Source organism: Caballeronia sp. EK, assembly GCF_014384845.1.
GTDB classification, from domain to species: Bacteria; Pseudomonadota; Gammaproteobacteria; order Burkholderiales; family Burkholderiaceae; genus Caballeronia; species Caballeronia jiangsuensis.
In genome coordinates this window covers 238,957-258,599 of sequence record NZ_JACSUE010000004.1, presented here as the reverse complement: position 1 = coordinate 258,599, position 19,643 = coordinate 238,957, and the positions used below count along the sequence as shown (strand labels likewise).

Sequence of the window (19,643 nt, the reverse complement as noted above, 5' to 3'; positions counted from 1 at the left end):
TTGGTGTCGATTGAATCTGTCGATGCGCGCCGCGTGCTCAGGCAGCGTTCGCGCCGTGATGACGATGATCGGCCGCGCGCCACGTCGCGCCGCGATTGCGTCCCGCGGCGATGGTGAACGTGAGCGGCACGCCTGGCGAGACGCGCTGCGCGGCCGCGAGCGCGCGTTCGGCGTCCTGTGCGCTCGCGACGAACGCGAAGCCGACCGGACCCCACGAGGTCTGGCCGATGCCCGCTTTCGTCTCGGCGGCGACGGCTTCGAGCGCGCGCGCGACGGCGGGGCTGGCGAACACGCCGCCCTGCACGGGCGCGAAGTATTCGCCGATGGTCTGTTGCAGGTCGGAGATGGCGTCGGCGTAAGTGTCGAAATCGCTTTCCGCGACGGCGGGCAGGATGCGCATCAGCACGAGATGGGCGAGATGCGCGGCGAGCGGCGCGGGGAAGGGCGCAAGCGAGGCGAGGCCGCGCTTTTCTTCGTCGCCGTGGAGGCCTTCGCGCGAGGTGTCGTCGATGAGCAGCACGCGCCATGCTTCCGGGAAGGGCTGGCGTGCGATGAGCGGCGGCAGTGCGGTCGAGGACACGTTGCGCGTGTCGCGTCCGCCGTCGACGATCAGGCCGCCGTGATCGAAGCCATGAATGCCGATGCCGGAACGCGCGCCGCGCGCGAGGATTCTGGCGATGTCGGCGGTGGTGGCTGCGTGGCCGCGCACGCGGGCGAATGCGGTGCCGAGCGCCAGCGCCAGTTGCGTGCCGGAGCCGAGGCCTGTGTGGGCGCGCGGTGTTTCGTGTATTTCGATGTCGATTGCCGGGCCTTGGCCCAATGCCGCTTCGAGTTGCCCGAGATGCTGTTCGATGCGTCCGCGCTGGGCATCGCTGACCGCGCCTTCGATGATCGCGGTGCGTCGCGATGCGGGCGCATGACGCGCGGTGATCCGCGTGCCGTGTGCGTCGATGGCGAGTCCCACGCTGCCGAATGCGCGGCCCAGGGAGCCGTTCGGATCGATGAAGCCGAGATGCAGGCGCGATGGCGATTCGACGGTGATCGCCGTGGGCGAGAGGCTTCCGGGGGAGGTCGGCATCGGATGGGGTTCCTTTGGGACGGAATTTTTTGAGGCCTATGGGATAGGCAAATCCTGTACCAAGTTGGTTTTTTGTCGGCGGATCCCGTTTTCTTTTTGGTTTATTAGCGTTGCCCCTGTGCGGGGCGGCAGTTACTTTCTTTGCTGCTGCAAAGAAAGTAACCAAAGAAACAGCTCTCCCCAGCCTAAGCACTTCACGCCGGCCGCGGCACAGGCGATTGGCCTAATGGCCCGGCAGTAGCGAGTGCCCCCAAAGGTCTCACGGGGCTTGGACCGCGCACGGTCTGAGACATCGCACCACACAAGAAACTGGTTCAGCACCAAATAGCTCCGGCCCGCTACGCGGCCGATGGGTCAATCGGGTGCGCGTGGGCTTCTTCTTCGACGGTTTCCCTCGCATACCCAACGGCAGCGCGTAGCGCTGTGCCGAAACCGTTTGGTGCTGAACCAGCGGGCTAAAACATTTGGTGCGGCAGACCGTGCGCGAGCCAAGCCCGATTGGGCCTTTGGGGGCGACACTTAGGCGAGGGCCATTGCGGGCTGGCAAGCGTGGCTAACGTGCGTGTGACCGCGGGCGGTGAGAAGCTGCTTTCTTTGGTTACTTTCTTTGCAGCAGCAAAGAAAGTGACCCCCGCCCCGGGGAGGGGCAGTGCTAATAGACCGACACGAATGCGGGATCCGGCGAAACCAAACCCCGCCACACCGGGATCCAGCGAAATCAACCCCCCTCATACTTGATATACCGAAACCGCTGATCATCGGAAGGCGTGCCCTCAAGAGGTCCATCTTCCTTCCCAGGTTGCCACTGAATAACTTCTTCGATCTTCGAAGCCAGAGCAAAGTCCTTATCGGTAATCCCCTTAGCGGAATGGGTCTTGAGCTTGACGATGACGAACGCATAAGAAACGGTCAGATCCGGATGATGCCAGGCCGCTTCGGCTAGATGCCCGACGGTATTGACGACCATGAGCGTCCCTTTCCAGCTTTCCGTTTTGAACTTGCGTCTGAGCCAGCCATCCTCCACATACCAATGCTTGAGCGCACCGGTCAGACGCTGCTGGATCTCCTCATCGGAATAGACCTTCTCGGCTTGAGCCATGGCGAAGCCTCCAAAAAAAAGAAATCGACCAGCCAAGTATGCGCCAAAGAAAACATGCTGCAACGCGTCATGTCACACGGTCCATTCCTGTGTTCCATGCCGCTCATTTTTTCGCGTATTTGACACAGTATGTGTCGCCACCCGACAGGAACCCGCCCACTTGCGACACGATCGCCCGTCAAATTCCCGATTTGAAGCAGCGTGAGTTAAACCGGCATGGAATATGCAATTGGCCTCTCTACGCAAGAGTCCGGCTATGTACTGGACTAGGCGCAACTCGTTACCCGCATTTGAAGGCGCGCACGATGCACCCGGTAGCGTGGTCATCCCTGGGTCGGAGGCATCACCATTCTGGAGGAGACATGAACTTACGCACCCTGGTTCTTGGACTGGCGGTGGTCGCGACGGCTGGCCTGAATTCATATGTGGCCCAGGCCGACTCGCAACTCGATAGCCTGATCAAGAATCCCTCGAACTGGGCGGCGCAAGCGGGCGATTACTCTAATCACCGCTATAGCACGCTCAAGCAAATCAACGAAAACAACGTCGGCAAGCTACAGGTTGCCTGGACCATGTCGACTGGTGTGCTGCGCGGCCATGAAGGCTCGCCGCTCGTCATCGGCGACACGATGTATATCCACTCGCCGTTCCCCAACAAGGTCATCGCCATCAACCTGAAGGATCAGACCTTCATCTGGCAATACCAGCCGAAGCAGGACAATCAGGTCATCTCGGTGATGTGCTGCGATACGGTCAACCGTGGCCTTGCATATGGCGACGGCAAGATCTTCCTCCAGCAAGCCGATACGAAGCTCGTCGCGCTCGACGCCAAAACCGGCGACGTCGTCTGGACCGCGCAGAACGGCGATCCGAAGAAGGGCGAAACCAACACCAACGCGCCGCACGTTTTCGGCGACAAGGTGCTGACCGGCATCTCGGGCGGTGAGTTCGGCGTTCGCGGACGTCTCGTCGCATACAACATCAAGGACGGCAAGGAAGTCTGGAAGGCGTATAGCGTCGGCCCCGACAACGAGATGATGATCGATCCGCAATCGACCATGACGTGGACCGACGGCAAGATGACGCCGGTCGGCGCGGACTCGTCGCTCAAGAGCTGGCAGGGCGATCAGTGGAAGTACGGCGGCGGCACCACGTGGGGATGGTACGCATGGGATCCGAAACTCAACCTTGTGTACTACGGCTCGGGCAATCCGGGCACGTGGAACCCGACGCAACGTCCGGGCGACAACAAGTGGTCGATGACGATCTTCGCGCGTGATCTCAACACGGGCAAGGCGAAGTGGGTCTATCAGATGACGCCTCACGACGAGTGGGACTATGACGGCGTCAACGAGATGATCCTCTCCGATCTGAACATCGGCGGCAAGAAAGTGCCCGCGATCGTTCACTTCGACCGCAACGGCTTCGGCTACACGCTGAATCGCGAATCGGGCGAACTGCTCGTCGCGCAGAAGTACGACCCGGCGGTGAACTGGGCCGACAGCGTCGATCTGAAGAGCGGCCTGCCGATCCGCAATGCGAGCTATTCGACGCAGAAGGCCGGTCCGGATCACAACGTGAAGGGCATCTGTCCGGCGGCGCTCGGCTCGAAGGACCAGCAGCCTGCCGCGTTCGACCCGGGTACGTCGCTCTTCCTCGTGCCGACCAACCACGTCTGCATGGATTACGAGCCGTTCCAGGTCGACTATGTGTCCGGTCAGCCGTTCGTCGGCGCCACGCTGTCCATGTTCCCGGGCCCGAACGAGAAAGGCGCGATGGGTAACTTCATCGCGTGGGATGCGGCCAAGGGCAAGATCGTGTGGTCCAAGCCGGAGAAGTTCTCGGTATGGTCCGGCGCGCTCGCAACGGCCGGCGGCATCGTGTTCTACGGCACGCTCGAAGGCTATATCAAGGCAGTGCGCATCAAGGACGGCAAGGAGCTGTGGAAGTTCAAGACGCCGTCCGGGATCATCGGCAACGTGTTCACTTATCAGTATCAGGGCAAGCAGTATGTCGGCGTGTATTCGGGTATCGGCGGCTGGGCCGGCATCGGCATGGCTGCGGGTCTCGAGAAGTCGACGGAAGGCCTGGGCGCGGTCGGCGGCTACAAGGAGCTCGCGAAGTACACGGCTCTTGGCGGCACGTTGTTCATCTTCGCGGTTCCTGGCGGCTGATCTTCCCGGTTGATGTACGTCAGTCTGTGGCAATGCGCGGCGGCTGCAATGGCCGCCGCGCCGAAATACCCCTTATACAAGACATGTTCAAGGAGTCAGACGTATGAAAGGCCGATCACTCTTGCTGCTGACGATGACGCTTGCTGCGTCGTCGGCTTCGTTTGCCCAGACGCCTCCGGGCCCGGGACAGATGAAGCCGGTCGCGTATAAGGTCGTCGATGGCAACAAGGTCGACAGCGAAACGCTGCAAGGATGGAAGACCTGGCGCGCGCTGGCGTGCGAACGTTGTCACGGGGCGAAGCAGGAAGGAATGGTCGGCCCGTCGCTGATCGATGCTTTCAAGACGCTCGACAAGAACGAATTCCATCGCACGGTATTCGGCGGGCGCGTGGACAAGGGCATGCCCGATTTCAGTTCCAGTCAGATGATGCAGAAGAACTGGGAGAATCTCTTCGCGTATCTGAAGGGACGCTCCGATGGCAAGATCAACCCGGGCGATCTGCAGGCAATCGATGCAAAATAAGGACGTTGCATCACCGATGATTGCTCTATTTCCCGGAGGTGTCGATGTCTGATCGCAATGCAAGCCGCGCCGCTTCGTTCCGATTCGCAGCCGTGCTATGCGCGGCGCTCGCGACGTTCCCGGCGCAACAGGCGTTCGCGCAAGGCGCGGGCGGACCGCCCCCAGACTTGCCGAACAACGATGGCGCGGACGGCGTGCTGCGCGTGTGCGCCGATCCCAACAACATGCCGCTCTCGAACAAGAAGGGCGAGGGCTTCGAGAACAAGATCGCGAGCCAGATGGCGAGCGATTTCGGCTACAAGCTCGAATACACGTACTGGCCGCAGCGCATGGGTTTCGTGCGTAACACGCTGCGCGAGAAGGTGCCGCAGACGGAGCGCTTCAAATGCGATCTGATCATCGGCGTGCCGAAGGGTTATGAGCTCACCGCGACCACGCGTCCCTATCTGCATTCCACTTACGCGATGGTGTTCCCGAACAAGCCCGAATACGCGAGCATCAAGACGCCTTCGGACCTCATGAATCTGCCGCCCGAGCAGTTGAAGAAGATGAAGCTCGGCATCTTCGTGAAGAGTCCCGCGACGGACTGGCTGCTCAGTCATGACCTGATCGGTCAGGCGGTGTCGTATCAGGGACAAAGCGGCGATCCCGAAGCCTTTCCGGGCGAGATGATCGAACATGATCTGGCGCAGGGCAATGTAGATGCGGCTTTCGTGTGGGGGCCGATCGCGGGTTATTTCGCGAATCGCTCCGATAACAAGGTGCGTCTCGTGCCGTTCCCGCCGGGCACGCCGATCCGTTTCGACTACGAGATTTCGATGGGCGTGCGATACGGCGAGAAGGCGTGGCGTGACAAGGTCGATAACTGGATTGCATCGAATCAGCCGAAGATCGATCAGATTCTGTCGAGCTATCAGGTTCCCTTGCTGCCGTTGCAGCCGGAAAACGCGCAATGAAGCGAACATACGGGGGTTCGTTTCGTGCATGGGCCGTGGCGTGCGCTGCACTGACGATGACGGTCGGTGCAGTGGCGGCGGACGCGCCCGCGTCCGGTGCGTCCGCGCCGGGCGTCGACATCAAGCCGGCCGAGCAACTGCTCTTCATGCAGCCTCATTTGAATGGCGTCGAGCCGCAGACCGAGCTTGATTATGCGGTGGACTATTCCGGGCCGCCGTCGAGGGTCAAGGATACGCTGCGCGTGCTCGTCGTGAGTCCGGGTAACAGCAAGAACGATGCGCATGTGACGGATCGCACCGGTGATGTCAATGTGCCGGGCGGGCTGCCGTGCAATCCGGCGATCATCTATTTTCTCGAGCACGACGTTGCCGCGATGGAGCAACTGACGGGCGGTCAGCGGCGCTACTTCCAGCAGCGTGTGCGGATGGCGCTGGCGGCGGGTCCGGCGATCACGCCGGTTTCGAGCGAATCGCTCGGGCTCGGCAAGCATGAGAAGGCGCGGCAGGTTGTTATACAGCCGTATTTGAACGATCCGAATGCGGAGCGGTTCGCCAAGTACACGGGCAAGCGCTATACGTTCGTCATGGCCGATGATGTGCCCGGGCAGTTGCTTTTGATTCGCACCGAAGTGCCAGGGGAAGGGAATGATTTTGCGCATCCTTTGCAGAAGGAGACGATCGCGTATCAGGGGACGCTCAAGAATATGAGTCAGCCAGGGAGCGCACCGGTGAAGCCCTCGAATGTGCCTCGGGCTAGTCGGTGATTTTTGTTTTTTTGTTGTTGCCGGATCCCGGTTTCGTGTCGGTTTATTAGCACTGCCCCTGTGCGGGGCGGCAGTCACTTTCTTTGCTGCTGCAAAGAAAGTAACCAAAGAAAGCAGCTCGTTCAGGCCCGCGGTCACACGCACGTTGGCCATGCTTGCCAGCCGCAGGCGGCACTCGCCTAAGTGTCGCCCTCGAAGGCCCAATCGGGCTTGGCTCGCGCACGGTCTGACGCGCTAGTTGTTTCCAGGGCACTGGTTCAGCACGAAAGAGCTTCGGCACAGCGCTGCGCGCTGCCGTTGGGTATGCGAGGGAAACCATCGAAGAAGAAGCGCGCGCGCACCCGATTGACCCATCGGCCGCGAAGCGGGCCGGAGCTCTTTGGTGCTGAACCAGTTTGTTCTGTGGTGCGATGTGTCGGACCGTGCGCGGTCCAAGTCTTTGTCTGCTTGTGGGGGCACTCGCTACAGCCGGGCCATTAGGCCAATCGCCTGTGCCGCGGCCGGCGTGAAGTGCTTAGGCTGGGGATAGCTGTTTCTTTGGTTACTTTCTTTGCAGCAGCAAAGAAAGTGACCCCCGCCCCGGGGAGGGGCAGTGCAAATATACCGACACGACCACAGGCCACCCATAGAAGCCCAAGCAAACCCACCTCCCCAAAACCCCTCGTGAACTTCATCCGTTCCCTAACCCTGCGCCAGCTGCAAATCTTCGTGATAGCCAGCCGCTGTCCGAGCTTCGCGCGCGCGGCCGAGGAACTGCACCTGACGCAACCCGCGGTATCGATGCAAATCCGTCAACTGGAAGAAGCCATCGGACTGCCCTTGTTCGAACGCGTCGCCCGTCGTCTCGCGCTGACGGAAGCCGGCGAAAAGCTATCGCATCACGCAACCCGCATACTGGGCGAAATAAAAGACGCCGAAGACGCGATGATGTCGCTCACGCAAGCCGACAGCGGCTCGATCGCGGTGAGCATCGTCAGCTCGGCGACGTACTTCGCGCCCAAGCTTCTCGCGCTCTACAGACAGCAGTATCCAAAGGTCGACGTGCATTTCTCCGTCGGTAACCGCGAGACGCTTCTGCGTTTGCTTCAGGACAACGCAACCGACCTCGCCATCATGGGCCGGCCGCCGCCCGAACTCGGCACGACGGCCGAGCCGCTTGCCTATCATCCGCATGTGATCGTCGCGCCGCTGTCGCATCCGTTGCGTCACGCGAAGGCATTCGATCTGCAGGAGCTCGCGAACGATACATTCCTCCTGCGCGAACCCGGCTCGGGCACACGCGCGGTCGTGGAGCATGTTTTCAAGCAGAACCTTTTCGTGCCCGCGCGCAGCGTCACGCTCGGCAGCAACGAGACCATCAAACAGGCGGTAATGGCGGGAATGGGCGTGAGCCTCATCTCGCTGCACACGTTGTCGCTGGAATTGCGCACCGGTGAGATCGCCGTGCTCGACGTGAACGGCACGCCCGTCGAACGGACCTGGCAACTCGTGCATTCACGCTCGAAACAACTGTCGCCCACGTGTCTCGCGTTTCGCCGCTTTCTCCTCGAACACGCCGAACCGTTTCTGGAGCGCGAATACGCGCAGTTCGGTTTGCGCCGGCCCAGACGCCTCGCCGAAGCGGGCGGCGTCCGATGAGCGTCGCGCAGGCCTCACGTCTTGTCGCGTTCGTCATACTATTTACATGCGCGACGATTGCGCGCGGTGAGACCGCGCTATCGGTCAGGCAAATCGCGGCGGGCAATTACGCGCATCGCGGTCACGACGATGTCGCGACTCCCGAAAACGGCGGCGATATCGCGAACGTGGGCTTTATCGTCGGCACGCGCTGCGTCGCGGTAATCGATACGGGCGGCACGCTCGCCGAAGGCCGCGCGTTGCGCGCCGCAATACGCGCCGTCACACCGCTGCCGGTTTGTTATGTCATCAACACGCACATGCATCCGGATCACATCTTCGGCAATGCGGCATTCAAGGGCGATCGTCCGCAATTCGTGGGCAGCGCGGCGCTCGCGCAAGCCGAGGCCTCACGCGCGGACAACTACATGCGCGCGCTGAACCGCGAACTGGGGAGCGCGGCGGCGGGCAGCGAGATCGTCCCGCCGACGAAGACTATCGACGGCACCGGCACGCTCGACATCGGCGGACGCACGCTCACGCTGCGCACATGGAAAACCGCGCATACCAACAACGATTTGACGGTATACGATGAGAAGAGCGGCACGTTGTGGACGGGCGATCTTTTGTTCGTGCGCTGCATTCCCGTCGTCGATGGGAGCGTGACCGGCTGGCTCGACGATATCGCGCGCATTCGCCAGATGAATCCGCGTCATGTCGTGCCGGGGCACGGCCCGCTCGATCCGCCGTGGCGGCAATCGCTCGACGCCGAGGAACGCTATCTCGCGGACCTGGCGCGCGATGTGCGTGCGGCCATCAGGAAGGGCGAAACGATCCAGCAGGCCGTCGACAGCATCGGCGTCGACGAGAAGGACGACTGGCTCCTCGTCGACATGTATCACCGTCGCAATGTGACGGCCGCTTATGCGGAGCTCGAGTGGGAGCAGTAGTGCAGCATTGGAGGGACATCATGAACACAGCATGGTCCGGCGCTCGCGCGATGTCGATGGCGAGCCTCGCCGCAGCGCTCCTCGCGCCATATGCCGCGCAAGCGGCGCAGCCCGACGACGATCCCGACAAGGTGGCGCGCTGGCTCGACTTCAAGGAAGGCACGTTCAAAGGCCGGGCGATCGACCCGCACGGCGATGCCGTCATCAAGCTCGATGCGCCCGCGCGCGCGGCGGACGCGTCCGTCGTGCCAATCGCGGTGAACGCGCAATTCCCGCAGACGCCCACGCATTACATCCGCAAGCTCTATCTTTTCATCGACGAGAACCCCGAGCCTTATGCGGGTTCGTTCGAGTTTACGCCGGAATCCGGACTCGCGACGATCGAGACGCGGGTGCGCGTGGAAGACTACACGTTCATGCGCGTGATCGCGGAGACGAACGACGGCAAGCTCTATAGCGCGATTCGCTTCGTGAAGGCATCGGGCGGCTGTTCCGCACCCGCCGACAAGGACGAGGACGCCGCCGAGCGCGCTGCCGGACAGGTCAAGATTCAGGCTGACGGGCAGGCGGTTGCGGGCAAGCCCGAGCTTGCGCAAGTGATGGTGCGCCATCCGAATCGCACCGGCATGGCGATGAATCAGGTCACGCGCAACTACGCGTCGGCATACTTCATCCGCAAGGTCTCGGTCACGTATGCGGATAAACCGGTGATGATCGCGAACGTCAATTTCTCAATCAGCGAGAACCCGAATTTCCGTTTCTATTTCGTGCCATCCGGGACCGGCGAATTAAAGGCGCATATCGAGGATACGAAGAACAAGCAGTGGGAAGGCGCCGTGGCAGTGAGCGCGCAACCGGGCGGCGCGCAAACATCGGCGATGAAATGACGGCGTGCCGATTGCGGGCGCTCGTCTGCATGCTGCTCTGTGCATTGAGCACGCTCGCGCACGCGGCGATGAGCGGCATGCCCGCGCCCGTCGCGATCGCGCCGGGCGTGTACGCGTTCCTCGGCGACAACGATGCGGTCGCGCCCGCGAATCACGGCATCGTGTCGAACAACGGTTTCATCGTCGGGCAGGATGGCGTCACGGTGATCGACACGGGGCCGTCGTATCGCTATGGCCGCGCGATGATCGAAGCGATCCGCAAGGTCACGCCGTTACCGGTGAAGCTCGTCATCATCACGCATCAGGCACCCGAGTTCGTGTTCGGTGCAGCCGCGTTCCGTGACGACGACGTGCCGATCCTCGCACACGCGCGCGCCGCACAACTGATCCGCGAGCGCTGCTCGATCTGCCTCGCTAATCTGCGTAAGACGCTCGGCGAAGATGAAATGGCCGGCTCGCGCGTGACGGTGCCCGATAAAACGGTGAACGGCACGACGGAAATCGAGAGCGGCGGGCGCAAGCTGCAACTGCTGCACTTCGGGCCCGCGAGCACGCCCGGCGATCTCGCCGTGCTCGATACGCAAACCGGCGTGCTCTTCGCGGGCGGGCTCGTCTCGAACGGACGCATCCCCGAATTGCGCAACGAGCAGATTCCCGGCTGGCTCGCCGCGCTGGAGAACCTGCATGCGCTCGACCTGAAGACGGTCGTTCCCGGCTTCGGCGCGCCATTGCGCGGCGACGACATCATGCGCACGGGCGATTATCTTCGCGAGCTGGATGTGTCGGTAAAGCGTGCCTACAAGAGCGGCATCGGTCTCACCGAGGCAATGCATACCGTGCAGGTCCCCGCGTTCAAGGACTACAAGCTCTATGCGATCGCGCAGCCGCAGAACGTGCAGCGCATCTATCTTCAGCTCGAAAAGCAGTGACGCGTTGACGCAAGCCTTCTTCTAACGCCGTACAACCACCAGGAGACACCACGATGGCCCAGCTCGTAGCGCTATACAAGCACCCGTCCGACCCGAAAGCATTCGACGAATACTATGCTTCGACCCATGCGCCGCTCGCGAAGACGCTGCCGGGCTTGCGGCGCTACGAGATCAGCACGGGGCTGGTCGTGGCGGCGTCGGGCGATTCGCCCTATCACCTCGTCGCGCTATTGCAGTTCGATTCGCTCGAAGCCATTCAGACCGCGCTTGGCTCGCCCGAAGGCCAAAAGACCGCCGGCGATCTCGCGAACTTCGCGCAGGCCGGCGTCGAGCTATTGATGTTCGATTCGAAAGAAGCCTGACACTGCTTACGCCTTCGGGGACGCGCGCGCGTCTCCGAAGCGCCTCGTCTTTCCTCAGTCTATTCCCCGAAATCCTAGACCCGCATCGTTGAATGGGGATGCTGCACGGTTTTGTATCCATCGATACAATACGTTTTGTATCGACCGATATAGAACGTCGGTCCCTTCAATTCGATGGAGCAGGGCTATGGCGCGACCGCGCAATTTCGACGAGGACAGCGTGCTCGATGCCGTTGCCGAAGCGTTCTGGACGCATGGCTACGAAGGCACGTCCACGCGCGACCTCGTGCAGTACACCGGCCTTACGCAGCCGAGTCTCTATAACGCTTTCGGCGACAAGCGCGCGCTCTTTCTGCGTGCGCTCGATCACTATCTCGAACACACCTTGCGCGAGCGCATTCAGCGGCTCGAATCGTCGATGACGCCTGACCGCGCGATCACCGCGTTCTTTCGCGAGATCGTCGAGCGTTCCGTATCGGACGAACATCGGCGGGGCTGCATGCTGGTCAATGCGGCGCTCGGCGCATCGCCGGAAGACGATGAGTTTCGCGAACTCATCGCCGAGGAGATCGCGCTGATGCGAGCGTTCTTCGAGCGCTGCATGAAGGCCGGTCTGAAGAGCGGCGTTATCGAGCGCGTGATGTCCGCCGACGCTGCCGCCACCAGCCTCCTCGCCGTGCTGCTCGGCGTGCGTGTGCTGGCGCGCGTCGATCCGAAGCCCGCGTTGCTGAGCAATGCCGTCGGGCCGACGCTGGCGATGCTCAAGCTGCCGCCGCTCGGTCTCACCGCCGGCAAGCGCTAACCCTCGCACCTTTCACGTCACTTTGTCCGGCCGCGTGCAAACGCAACGCGCCGCAGGAGTCGTCACCATGTCGGATCAAACGATATCGGCCATTCGCGCCGACCAGCACACTTCACTCGATGCCCGCGCGCTATTCGCGATGCTCGCGGGCTTTTGCGCGAGTCTCGTCGCGATCGGCCTTGCACGCTTCGCTTATACGCCGCTCATTCCGCCGCTCATCGAGGCGCACTGGTTCACGTCGTCGCAGGCGGTGACGCTCGGCGCCGCGAATTTCGCGGGATATCTGGCGGGCGCGCTTATCGGCCGCGCGATTGCCAAAGCGCTCAGCAATCGTCACGCGCTGCGCCTTTTGATGGCGATCGCAACGGCCGCGTTCTTCGCATGCGCGTTTCCGTTGTCGATCGCATGGTTCTTCGCGTGGCGCTTTCTGTCGGGTCTGTCGGGCGGCGCGATCATGGTGCTCGTCGCGACCACGATCCTGCCGCATATCCCTGTCGCGCGTCGCGGCTTCGCGAGCGGCATGATCTTCATCGGACTGGGCTTCGGCATCGCGGCATCGGGCACGCTGATTCCGAAGCTCCTGCATCACGGCCTGCATGACACGTGGATGGGTCTGGGCATTTTCTCGCTCGCACTGACCGCGATTGCCTGGTTCGGCTGGCCCGCATCGAATCCTCCCGTGGCTGCGCAAGCCGCGACGACACAAACGGATGCGCACGGCGGCACGCGTCTGCGCCTCCTGTACGCGCAATACGCTGCGAACGCGCTCGGCCTCGTGCCCGTGATGATTCTGCTCGTCGATTGCATCGCGCGTGGTTATGGCCGTGGCGCCGATGTGGGCGCGAGCTATTGGGTGCTGTATGGCGTGGCCGCGATTTTCGGGCCGCTGATCTGCGGCAATGCGGGCGATCGTTTCAGCTTCGGCATGGCTTATCGTTTCGCGTTGGCGTTGCAGGCATGCGCGGTGGCGTTGCTGGCTTTATCGGCGAACCCGTATGTGATCGGCGCCGCAACAGTCGCGCTCGGCATTTCGACGACGGGCATCGTGCCGCTCGCGCTCGGCCGCGTGCATGAACTCCTGCCACACGATCATGCCGAGCAGCGCGCGGCGTGGAGCCGGGCGACATCGGCATTCGCGCTGTGCCAGGCGCTCGCGGGCTATGGCTATTCGTTCCTGTTCTCGCATACGCATAACAACTACGCGCTGATCTTCGCGTGCGGAGCGTTGGCGCTGACGGTCGCGTTCATTGCGGATCTCGTCGTGAATCGCAGGCGCGCCGAAGCCTAATCGATGCGGCCGGAGGACGAATCGCCTGATTCCTCTTCCGGATCCGCTACGCTCAGGTCTTCGCGCCGATGGTTGATCACGAGAAATACGCTCATCAATACGAGAAACGCGACGACGAGCATCGCGGCATTGATGAGCACGCGCTCATAGCCGAGTTCGGCGACGTTGATGAACGGATAGGGATAGAAGTCGGAGAGACTTCCGCGCCAAAGCGTGATGCAAAGATAAGAGAGCGGATAGACCAGCCAGAGCGCACATCGTCGCAATGACAGATGAAAGCGCGGCACGAACAAGAACCAGTACAAGGCTGCGAGCGCCGGCACGAGCGTGTGCAGCGATTCGTTGACGAGCGCGCGATAACCCGATGGTGTCCAGAGATATCGCAGCAACGCGTTATAGGCGATGCCGACGAACACGATATATACGACGACCGCCGTCACGACAGTCGGTTTTCGAAACAATCGCGCGATGGGGAATTGCGCACGTGTCGCGACGCACGTGAAGCAAAGCGCGGTCAGCAGCACCGTGAGGTTCGTCAGATAGCTGCTCATGCGGGCAATGCCGTCGAACACGGTGAAGCCGCGATGGACCACGCGCGCGATGGTGATGTCCACTTGCGCGGCGAACGCGAGCCACGCGATCATCGCGATGGCTGCCGCGACCGCGAGCGATGCGGTGCTCGGTGTGTGAAGCGGCAAGTCGGGCTCTTGCCGGGGAGGTTGGGCGGGTGCTTTCGACATGACGCCCATTTTACGTGTCGGGCGATCATGAGCGGCAATGCAAAAGCTCGCGTCGGCGGCGTTCAATTCAGTAAATTCCTATATTTGGGGATGTTACTCGCGCGGTAATTTTCGGGCTGCCCAGGGGGGCGCTTGGATAGTGGGAAGAAGACGCCGAACTGGATTCCCTTCGGACTAAGCGTTATAAGCTCAGACACCGGTCACAACAAGCCCAGCTCGCGCGCTGGGTTCGTTATCAAGGAACGGCTGGCAGTGGTGTGATGATCTCTTGCCGTGCTGGACGAGCACGCAGACGCAGAGATCTACGGGAAGCCTGCTTGTTCAATCCGCCGCGCCGGCGAACCTGGTCCAACGACGCAGTGTTCAAGCTCTAGCAACTGGATTGCCGAAGCTCACTACTTTTGGCGTGCTCTCAGCACGCTCTATGAAATATATGAACCAAGATTGCGCAGTGATGCGTCGGCGTATTTCGCTCGTGGTGCCTTTTCATAACGAAGCCGCGGTAATTAGCCAGTTTTTCGTTTCTGTCACTTCTGTATTGCGCGGTCTGAAAGACGTGGATTACGAAATTGTTTGCGTCAACGATGGCAGTACCGACACCACCCTCGATATGTTGCTGATGGCTTGCAAGCACGATCGGCATGTACTCGTCGTGGATTTGTCGCGAAACTTTGGTAAAGAGGCAGCGTTGACCGCGGGTATCGATGCCGCGACCGGCGATGCGGTGATTCCCTTCGATGCAGATCTACAAGATCCGCCCGAAGTCATTCCTAGACTTATCGAGCGATGGCGAGAAGGCTACGACGTGGTGCTTGCGAAGCGCGCCGAACGCAACACGGACACTTGGACCAAGCGCGGCACTGCAACGCTGTTCTATCGCGTTCACAACGCTATTTCCGAGACGCTGATTCCAAACGATGCAGGCGATTTCCGGTTGATGTCGAGGAACGTTGTAGAAGCCCTTAAACAACTGCCGGAAAATCGGCGATTCATGAAGGGCCTTTTTGCCTGGGTGGGCTTTCGCACGACGCAGATCGAATACGTCCGCCTTTCCCGTGCAGCGGGAAAAACGAAATTTTCGGCCTGGAAACTATGGAATTTTGCGCTCGAAGGACTCACGAGCTTTGGCACATTGCCGCTGCGTGTCTGGACATATATCGGCGGCGCTACCGCGTCTTTTGCAATTCTCTACGCGCTTTATCTAACTCTGCGCACGCTGCTTCGCGGCGTTGATGTTCCTGGTTATGCATCGATTATCACGGCGGTGTTGTTTCTCGGTGGTGCACAACTCGTGGGAATTGGCGTGATCGGCGAATATGTCGGCCGCATTTACATGGAAGCGAAACGACGCCCTGTCTATATCGTGCGCAAGGTCTACGGGTCGAACGGCTCGTGACATTTCGCACTCGCAATACGCGAGCACCGCGCCTGACGATTCAGCGCATATCCCTGAACCATAAATCTCCGATGTCAGACACTACACTCGTCCGGCCCAATGCCGCCACCTCGGCAACATCCATTATTGATGATGGCCGCACTCGACACCTCATCTGGTTGCTGCCTGTTCACGCGATCGTCTGGATCATCTGCGCGTGGCTTTCTCGCGGCAATCTCGACACTCAGGGCGACATGGTCGAGAACTACGTGTGGGGTATCGAATGGCAGGCCGGCTACGCCAAGCACCCGCCGCTATTCGCGTGGATCACGGCCGCATGGTTCCGCGTCTTTCCACACACGGACGTTGCCTATTTCGCGCTTTCAGCAGTCAATGCGATGATTGGCCTCCTCGGCATCGTCGCGCTTTCGCGGCGCTTCGTACCTCGCAGGCTTGCCGTAATAGCGGGGCTCGCGATGGCCATCTCGCCGCTCTACTCGAACCTCGCGATCAAGTTCAACGCAAACTCGGTGCTGCTCTCGGTGTGGCCGTGGACCGCTTACTTTTTCGTGCGCTTCATGCAGACGCGCAGTTGGCTAGCGGCGATTGCAGTCGGAGTGCTGGCGGCCGCCGCAGTGCTCGGCAAGTACTTTTCGATCGTGCTGCTGATCGCGCTATTCGTTGCGATGCTTGCGCGGCCGGCCTGGCGCGCACGCTTTTTTGACTGGCGCGTGCTACTGGTCGCGGCGACAGGTGCGGTCGTGCTGGCACCGCACATTCACTGGCTCGTAATCAATCACTTCCCGACCTTCAATTACGCTAACGAACGCACTGGTGGCTCATTTCTGGCCGCAGCGGCGCGTTTCGGCGTCTATACGCTCGCGCAGATTGGCTATCTTGCGCTGAGCTTTGTCGTGACGCTCGTGCTGGTGCGTGAGCGACGAGGTCAGGCTGCCCGGCTCATGGCCGCGAGCGTCGCGAAGCCTTCGCTCAACCCGGACCTCTGGTGGCTCGCTCTCGGCCCCCTCATTGTCGTAGGCATGATCGCCGTTCTGTCCAGAACACAAATGGCCTCGGTATGGGGCATGGCGCAATGGTTCGCCATAGTGCCCTTGTGGCTGGCCGTTCTCGACCGCGCCGGCTTCTCGTTCAGGCCTGAGCGGGCGTTTCGTACACTCGTCTGCTACTGGCTGATCGTGTTCGTAGCCGCGTCTGCGATCGGCTACATTGGTGCGCTCCGCAACACCGACGATGCCGCCGAACCACGTGCGGAACTCGCCGAAGCGGCGCACTTCATGTGGAAGCAGCGCTTCCAGCACGAGATTCCCGTGGTGGCGGGTTCGGGCCATGAAGCGCAATCGATCGCCTTCTACAGTGACGGCAACACCCGCTACTGGGACATGTCAAAGCCTGAAACGACGCCTTGGTTGAACATGGCGGACCTGAAGCGGCGCGGCGCGCTATTCGTCTGCAGTGAACTCGATGCGCCATGTATAGCGGAATCCAAAAAGATAACCGGTACGATGCCAGTCAGTGTCGCCGTCAGCAAGCACGCGTGGAGACGCTCGCTGCCGGCGCGACATTACCTTCTATTTGTCCTGACGCCGCTTCACTGACCGCAACCCCGCCAATCATCCCAGCTTGACCGCCGCATCCCGCAACGCCGTGCGCAACCCTTCCTCGACTACCGGATGATAGAAAGGCATCCGCAGCATTTCATCGACCGTGAGATTCATCTGCAAAGCCCACGCGAGCAAATGCGCGATATGCTCCGCATCCGGCCCGATCCATTCCGCGCCGACAAAGCGGCGGCTCGCGCGATCGACATACACATGCATCAGCCCGCGATTTCTGAGCATCACGCGGCTGCGCCCCTGATCTTCGAAACTCACTTCGCCCGTCACGAACGCGGCTTGCATCAAGTCGGCGTGACGCGCTCCGACCATCGCGATGCCAGGGTCCGTGAACGCAATCGCGATCGGCGCGCGACGCTCGACCGGCGCGACATGCGGATAGCGCGCCGCGTTCGTACCCGCCGCGCGACCTTCATCGGCGGCTTCGTGAAGCAAGGGCAGCACGCCGTTCGCATCGCCAGCGATGAATACCGGATGCGCGCCCGCCTGCAAGGTCAGCGGGTCATAGACAGGCGAGCCATCGTCATCGAGTGCGAGCGACGTGTTTTGCAAACCAAGCCCGCCGATATTGGGCTTGCGTCCCGTGGCCACGAGTACGTAATCGAACGTGTCTTCGATCAGTTCTCCCGCGCCGGATACATAGCGCAAGCGCACTTCATCGCCTTCGCGCGCGGCCGCTTCGACTTGCGCACGCGGTTCGAAATGAAACGCCTCGCTGAACACGCGTTCGGCATATCCGCGCACATCCGGATCGCTCAAAGGCCCGACGCGCCCACGCGCACCCAGCAGCGATACCCGTACGCCCAGTCGCGCCAACGCCTGACCGAGTTCCAGCCCAATAACGCCCGCGCCGATCACCGCGACGCGCTTCGGCAGGTCATCCCATGCGAACACGTCGTCGTTGATGACGGCCCGATCGCCGAGCGCGCGATACATCGCCGGCATGACCGGGCTCGATCCCGTCGCGATCACGACGCTCTTCGCGTGCACCTTCGTGTGCTCGCCCACCAGCAACAGGTTGTCGTCGATGAAACGCGCGTAGCCGGTGAGCTTGTCCGCTTCGGGCATCGCATCGACACCTGCGACGACGAAGCTCACGAAGCGATCGCGCTCACGCTTCACGCGCGCCATCACCTCGCGCCCGTCGATGCGCACCGCGCCGTCGATATGCACGCCGAATGCATCGGCGTGGGTCGCGTGGTGCGCGGCTTCGGCGGCGGCGATGAGGAGCTTCGAAGGCATACAGCCGACGCGCGCACACGTCGTTCCGTGCGCGCCGCCTTCGATGAGAACAGCCGAAGCGCCCGCCGCCTTCGCCGCGCGATACGCGGAAAGCCCCGCGCTGCCTGCACCGATGATGGCGACATCCGTATGGATCGTGTTCATGATGTAGTCCCGAATGGTTGTTGCATTTGCGACCATCATGACGCGCTGCACGCGAAACGCGAATACTCGTTCGGATCGATTTCCTGCTCAATCGTCTCAAACGATTCGCGCCGAAGTCATGTATTCATCTAGACGTCTCATGCGCGTCACCGTGTCGTCATCTTCGCTTCCTAGAATCTCCCGAACGTTTCAGCGCGCCCTTTGAGCGCGCCAATCGAGGGAAGCTTATGGACGCAATTCGCATCGAGCGTCTCACCAAGACGTTCAGGAATGGCCGCAAGGCGCTCGACTCCGTCGATCTGCGCGTGGAGGAGGGCGAAATGGTCGCGCTCATCGGCGCTTCGGGATCCGGCAAGTCGACGCTGCTGCGGCATATCGCAGGCTTTACGGCATCCGACCCCGCGCCGTCGCATGTCACGCTGCTCGGCCGGCCGATCCAGCAGAACGGCAGGATCGTGCGCGAAGTGCGGTCGATCCGCCGCGACGTCGCCTTCGTGTTTCAGCAATTCAATCTCGTCGGACGCCTTTCCGTGCTGACCAATGTGCTGATCGGCGCGTTGTCGCGCGTGTCGTTGTGGCGTCGTCTCGCGGGCCGTTTTCCACGCGGCGAGCGTTCGCTTGCGATGGAATCGCTCAGCGCGATGGGCATCGGCGAGCACGCGTTCGAGCGCGCGAGCAATCTGTCCGGCGGCCAGCAGCAACGCGCGGCACTGGCCCGCGCGCTCGTGCAGCGCGCGCGCATCGTGCTCGCCGATGAACCGATCGCATCGCTCGATCCTGAGTCGGCGCGCCGCGTCATGGAACTGATGCAGACGCTCAACCGCGAGCACAACCTGACGGTCGTCGTATCGCTGCATCAGATCGATGTCGCGATGAAATATTGCCCGCGCACGATCGCGCTGCGCGATGGCCGCGTCGTGTTCGACGGCGCGAGCGAGCGTCTCACGCCCGTCGTGCTGCGCGAGCTGTACGGCGCGTCGGCGGACGAACTGCTCGCGCAGCACAGCGCGCCGAGCGCGGACACGCGAGCTTCGCGAGCATTCGCATCGGCCGCGAGCGTCTGAGTTTCCAACCCAACA

18 protein-coding genes are annotated in these 19,643 nt (G+C 61.6%); 14 read left to right on the top strand and 4 right to left on the bottom strand.

The window, feature by feature from the left end; all coding sequences use genetic code 11:
• Positions 1-37 precede the first annotated feature (37 nt).
• Positions 38-1,078 (bottom strand): beta-ribofuranosylaminobenzene 5'-phosphate synthase family protein, encoded by a 1,041-nt coding sequence (locus IAG25_RS13485; RefSeq protein WP_187605302.1) that lies wholly within the window; start codon positions 1,076-1,078, stop codon positions 38-40.
• A gap of 718 nt (positions 1,079-1,796) precedes the next feature.
• Positions 1,797-2,177 carry a 4a-hydroxytetrahydrobiopterin dehydratase gene (locus IAG25_RS13480; protein ID WP_187605301.1) on the bottom strand — a complete coding sequence of 127 codons (381 nt, stop codon included), beginning with the start codon at positions 2,175-2,177 and terminating at the stop codon, positions 1,797-1,799.
• Positions 2,178-2,539: 362 nt separating this feature from the next.
• On the opposite strand from IAG25_RS13480, the gene IAG25_RS13475 reads away from it, so the two are divergent.
• From IAG25_RS13475 to IAG25_RS13425, 11 genes are all read left to right on the top strand, one after another.
• Positions 2,540-4,351, top strand: a complete 1,812-nt coding sequence (locus IAG25_RS13475; protein ID WP_187605300.1) for a methanol/ethanol family PQQ-dependent dehydrogenase — start codon at positions 2,540-2,542, stop codon at positions 4,349-4,351.
• Between the two features lie 103 nt (positions 4,352-4,454).
• Positions 4,455-4,874: a c-type cytochrome gene (locus IAG25_RS13470; RefSeq protein WP_187605299.1), complete on the top strand. Its 420-nt coding sequence runs from the start codon at positions 4,455-4,457 to the stop codon at positions 4,872-4,874.
• Between the two features lie 44 nt (positions 4,875-4,918).
• Positions 4,919-5,830, top strand: a complete 912-nt coding sequence (locus IAG25_RS13465) for a substrate-binding domain-containing protein (protein WP_187605298.1) — start codon at positions 4,919-4,921, stop codon at positions 5,828-5,830.
• On the top strand, positions 5,827-6,594 hold the full coding sequence (locus IAG25_RS13460) for a hypothetical protein (RefSeq protein WP_187605297.1): 768 nt from the start codon (positions 5,827-5,829) through the stop codon (positions 6,592-6,594). Before IAG25_RS13465 ends, IAG25_RS13460 begins: the two co-directional genes overlap by 4 nt.
• Before the next feature lie 663 nt (positions 6,595-7,257).
• Positions 7,258-8,232 carry a LysR family transcriptional regulator gene (locus IAG25_RS13455; protein WP_035510980.1) on the top strand — a complete coding sequence of 325 codons (975 nt, stop codon included), beginning with the start codon at positions 7,258-7,260 and terminating at the stop codon, positions 8,230-8,232.
• A complete protein-coding gene (locus tag IAG25_RS13450) occupies positions 8,229-9,161 on the top strand; it encodes a quinoprotein relay system zinc metallohydrolase 2 (protein ID WP_187605296.1) in 933 nt (310 codons plus the stop codon). The genes IAG25_RS13455 and IAG25_RS13450 overlap by 4 nt, the downstream gene beginning before the upstream one ends.
• Positions 9,162-9,181: 20 nt before the next feature.
• Positions 9,182-10,048 carry a quinoprotein dehydrogenase-associated SoxYZ-like carrier gene (locus tag IAG25_RS13445; protein ID WP_222946496.1) on the top strand — a complete coding sequence of 289 codons (867 nt, stop codon included), beginning with the start codon at positions 9,182-9,184 and terminating at the stop codon, positions 10,046-10,048.
• The gene (locus IAG25_RS13440) at positions 10,045-10,977 is read left to right on the top strand and encodes an MBL fold metallo-hydrolase (protein ID WP_187605295.1); all 933 of its coding nucleotides are present in this window, start codon (positions 10,045-10,047) and stop codon (positions 10,975-10,977) included. The genes IAG25_RS13445 and IAG25_RS13440 overlap by 4 nt, the downstream gene beginning before the upstream one ends.
• Before the next feature lie 53 nt (positions 10,978-11,030).
• Positions 11,031-11,339: an EthD family reductase gene (locus IAG25_RS13435; protein WP_187605294.1), complete on the top strand. Its 309-nt coding sequence runs from the start codon at positions 11,031-11,033 to the stop codon at positions 11,337-11,339.
• A 187-nt stretch (positions 11,340-11,526) separates the two neighbouring features.
• Positions 11,527-12,141 carry a TetR/AcrR family transcriptional regulator gene (locus IAG25_RS13430; protein WP_187605293.1) on the top strand — a complete coding sequence of 205 codons (615 nt, stop codon included), beginning with the start codon at positions 11,527-11,529 and terminating at the stop codon, positions 12,139-12,141.
• A 67-nt stretch (positions 12,142-12,208) separates the two neighbouring features.
• Positions 12,209-13,429: a YbfB/YjiJ family MFS transporter gene (locus tag IAG25_RS13425; protein WP_187605292.1), complete on the top strand. Its 1,221-nt coding sequence runs from the start codon at positions 12,209-12,211 to the stop codon at positions 13,427-13,429.
• Here IAG25_RS13425 and IAG25_RS13420 read toward each other — a convergent pair.
• Positions 13,426-14,169: a Pr6Pr family membrane protein gene (locus tag IAG25_RS13420; protein ID WP_187605291.1), complete on the bottom strand. Its 744-nt coding sequence runs from the start codon at positions 14,167-14,169 to the stop codon at positions 13,426-13,428. The two genes, IAG25_RS13425 and IAG25_RS13420, sit on opposite strands and share 4 nt — an antisense overlap.
• Positions 14,170-14,593: 424 nt before the next feature.
• Between IAG25_RS13420 and IAG25_RS13415 the strand changes: the two genes are divergently transcribed.
• Both IAG25_RS13415 and IAG25_RS13410 read left to right on the top strand, forming a co-directional pair.
• Entirely contained in the window at positions 14,594-15,565 is a 972-nt protein-coding gene (locus IAG25_RS13415; RefSeq protein ID WP_304502660.1) for a glycosyltransferase family 2 protein, read from the top strand.
• A gap of 71 nt (positions 15,566-15,636) precedes the next feature.
• Entirely contained in the window at positions 15,637-17,160 is a 1,524-nt protein-coding gene (locus IAG25_RS13410; protein WP_187605290.1) for a glycosyltransferase family 39 protein, read from the top strand.
• Between the two features lie 15 nt (positions 17,161-17,175).
• Here the strand turns inward: IAG25_RS13410 and IAG25_RS13405 are convergent, their stop codons facing one another.
• Complete coding sequence (locus IAG25_RS13405) at positions 17,176-18,564, bottom strand: dihydrolipoyl dehydrogenase (RefSeq protein ID WP_187605289.1); 1,389 nt, start codon at positions 18,562-18,564, stop codon at positions 17,176-17,178.
• A 227-nt stretch (positions 18,565-18,791) separates the two neighbouring features.
• On the opposite strand from IAG25_RS13405, the gene phnC reads away from it, so the two are divergent.
• On the top strand, positions 18,792-19,628 hold the full coding sequence (gene phnC / locus IAG25_RS13400) for a phosphonate ABC transporter ATP-binding protein (RefSeq protein ID WP_187605288.1): 837 nt from the start codon (positions 18,792-18,794) through the stop codon (positions 19,626-19,628).
• Positions 19,629-19,643: the final 15 nt, after the last annotated feature.

Excerpts from the sequence above, each read along its gene's own strand:
- IAG25_RS13430 (WP_187605293.1), top strand. The coding sequence starts at position 11,527 with ATGGCGCGACCGCGCAATTTCGACGAGGACAGCGTGCTCGATGCCGTT.
- IAG25_RS13445 (WP_222946496.1), top strand. The coding sequence starts at position 9,182 with ATGAACACAGCATGGTCCGGCGCTCGCGCGATGTCGATGGCGAGCCTC.
- IAG25_RS13470 (WP_187605299.1), top strand. The coding sequence starts at position 4,455 with ATGAAAGGCCGATCACTCTTGCTGCTGACGATGACGCTTGCTGCGTCG.
- IAG25_RS13415 (WP_304502660.1), top strand. The coding sequence starts at position 14,594 with ATGAAATATATGAACCAAGATTGCGCAGTGATGCGTCGGCGTATTTCG.
- IAG25_RS13485 (WP_187605302.1), bottom strand. The coding sequence starts at position 1,078 with ATGCCGACCTCCCCCGGAAGCCTCTCGCCCACGGCGATCACCGTCGAA.
- IAG25_RS13465 (WP_187605298.1), top strand. The coding sequence starts at position 4,919 with ATGTCTGATCGCAATGCAAGCCGCGCCGCTTCGTTCCGATTCGCAGCC.
- IAG25_RS13405 (WP_187605289.1), bottom strand. The coding sequence starts at position 18,564 with ATGAACACGATCCATACGGATGTCGCCATCATCGGTGCAGGCAGCGCG.
- IAG25_RS13435 (WP_187605294.1), top strand. The coding sequence starts at position 11,031 with ATGGCCCAGCTCGTAGCGCTATACAAGCACCCGTCCGACCCGAAAGCA.
- IAG25_RS13425 (WP_187605292.1), top strand. The coding sequence starts at position 12,209 with ATGTCGGATCAAACGATATCGGCCATTCGCGCCGACCAGCACACTTCA.
- IAG25_RS13460 (WP_187605297.1), top strand. The coding sequence starts at position 5,827 with ATGAAGCGAACATACGGGGGTTCGTTTCGTGCATGGGCCGTGGCGTGC.
- phnC (WP_187605288.1), top strand. The coding sequence starts at position 18,792 with ATGGACGCAATTCGCATCGAGCGTCTCACCAAGACGTTCAGGAATGGC.
- IAG25_RS13440 (WP_187605295.1), top strand. The coding sequence starts at position 10,045 with ATGACGGCGTGCCGATTGCGGGCGCTCGTCTGCATGCTGCTCTGTGCA.
- IAG25_RS13450 (WP_187605296.1), top strand. The coding sequence starts at position 8,229 with ATGAGCGTCGCGCAGGCCTCACGTCTTGTCGCGTTCGTCATACTATTT.
- IAG25_RS13420 (WP_187605291.1), bottom strand. The coding sequence starts at position 14,169 with ATGTCGAAAGCACCCGCCCAACCTCCCCGGCAAGAGCCCGACTTGCCG.
- IAG25_RS13410 (WP_187605290.1), top strand. The coding sequence starts at position 15,637 with ATGTCAGACACTACACTCGTCCGGCCCAATGCCGCCACCTCGGCAACA.
- IAG25_RS13480 (WP_187605301.1), bottom strand. The coding sequence starts at position 2,177 with ATGGCTCAAGCCGAGAAGGTCTATTCCGATGAGGAGATCCAGCAGCGT.
- IAG25_RS13475 (WP_187605300.1), top strand. The coding sequence starts at position 2,540 with ATGAACTTACGCACCCTGGTTCTTGGACTGGCGGTGGTCGCGACGGCT.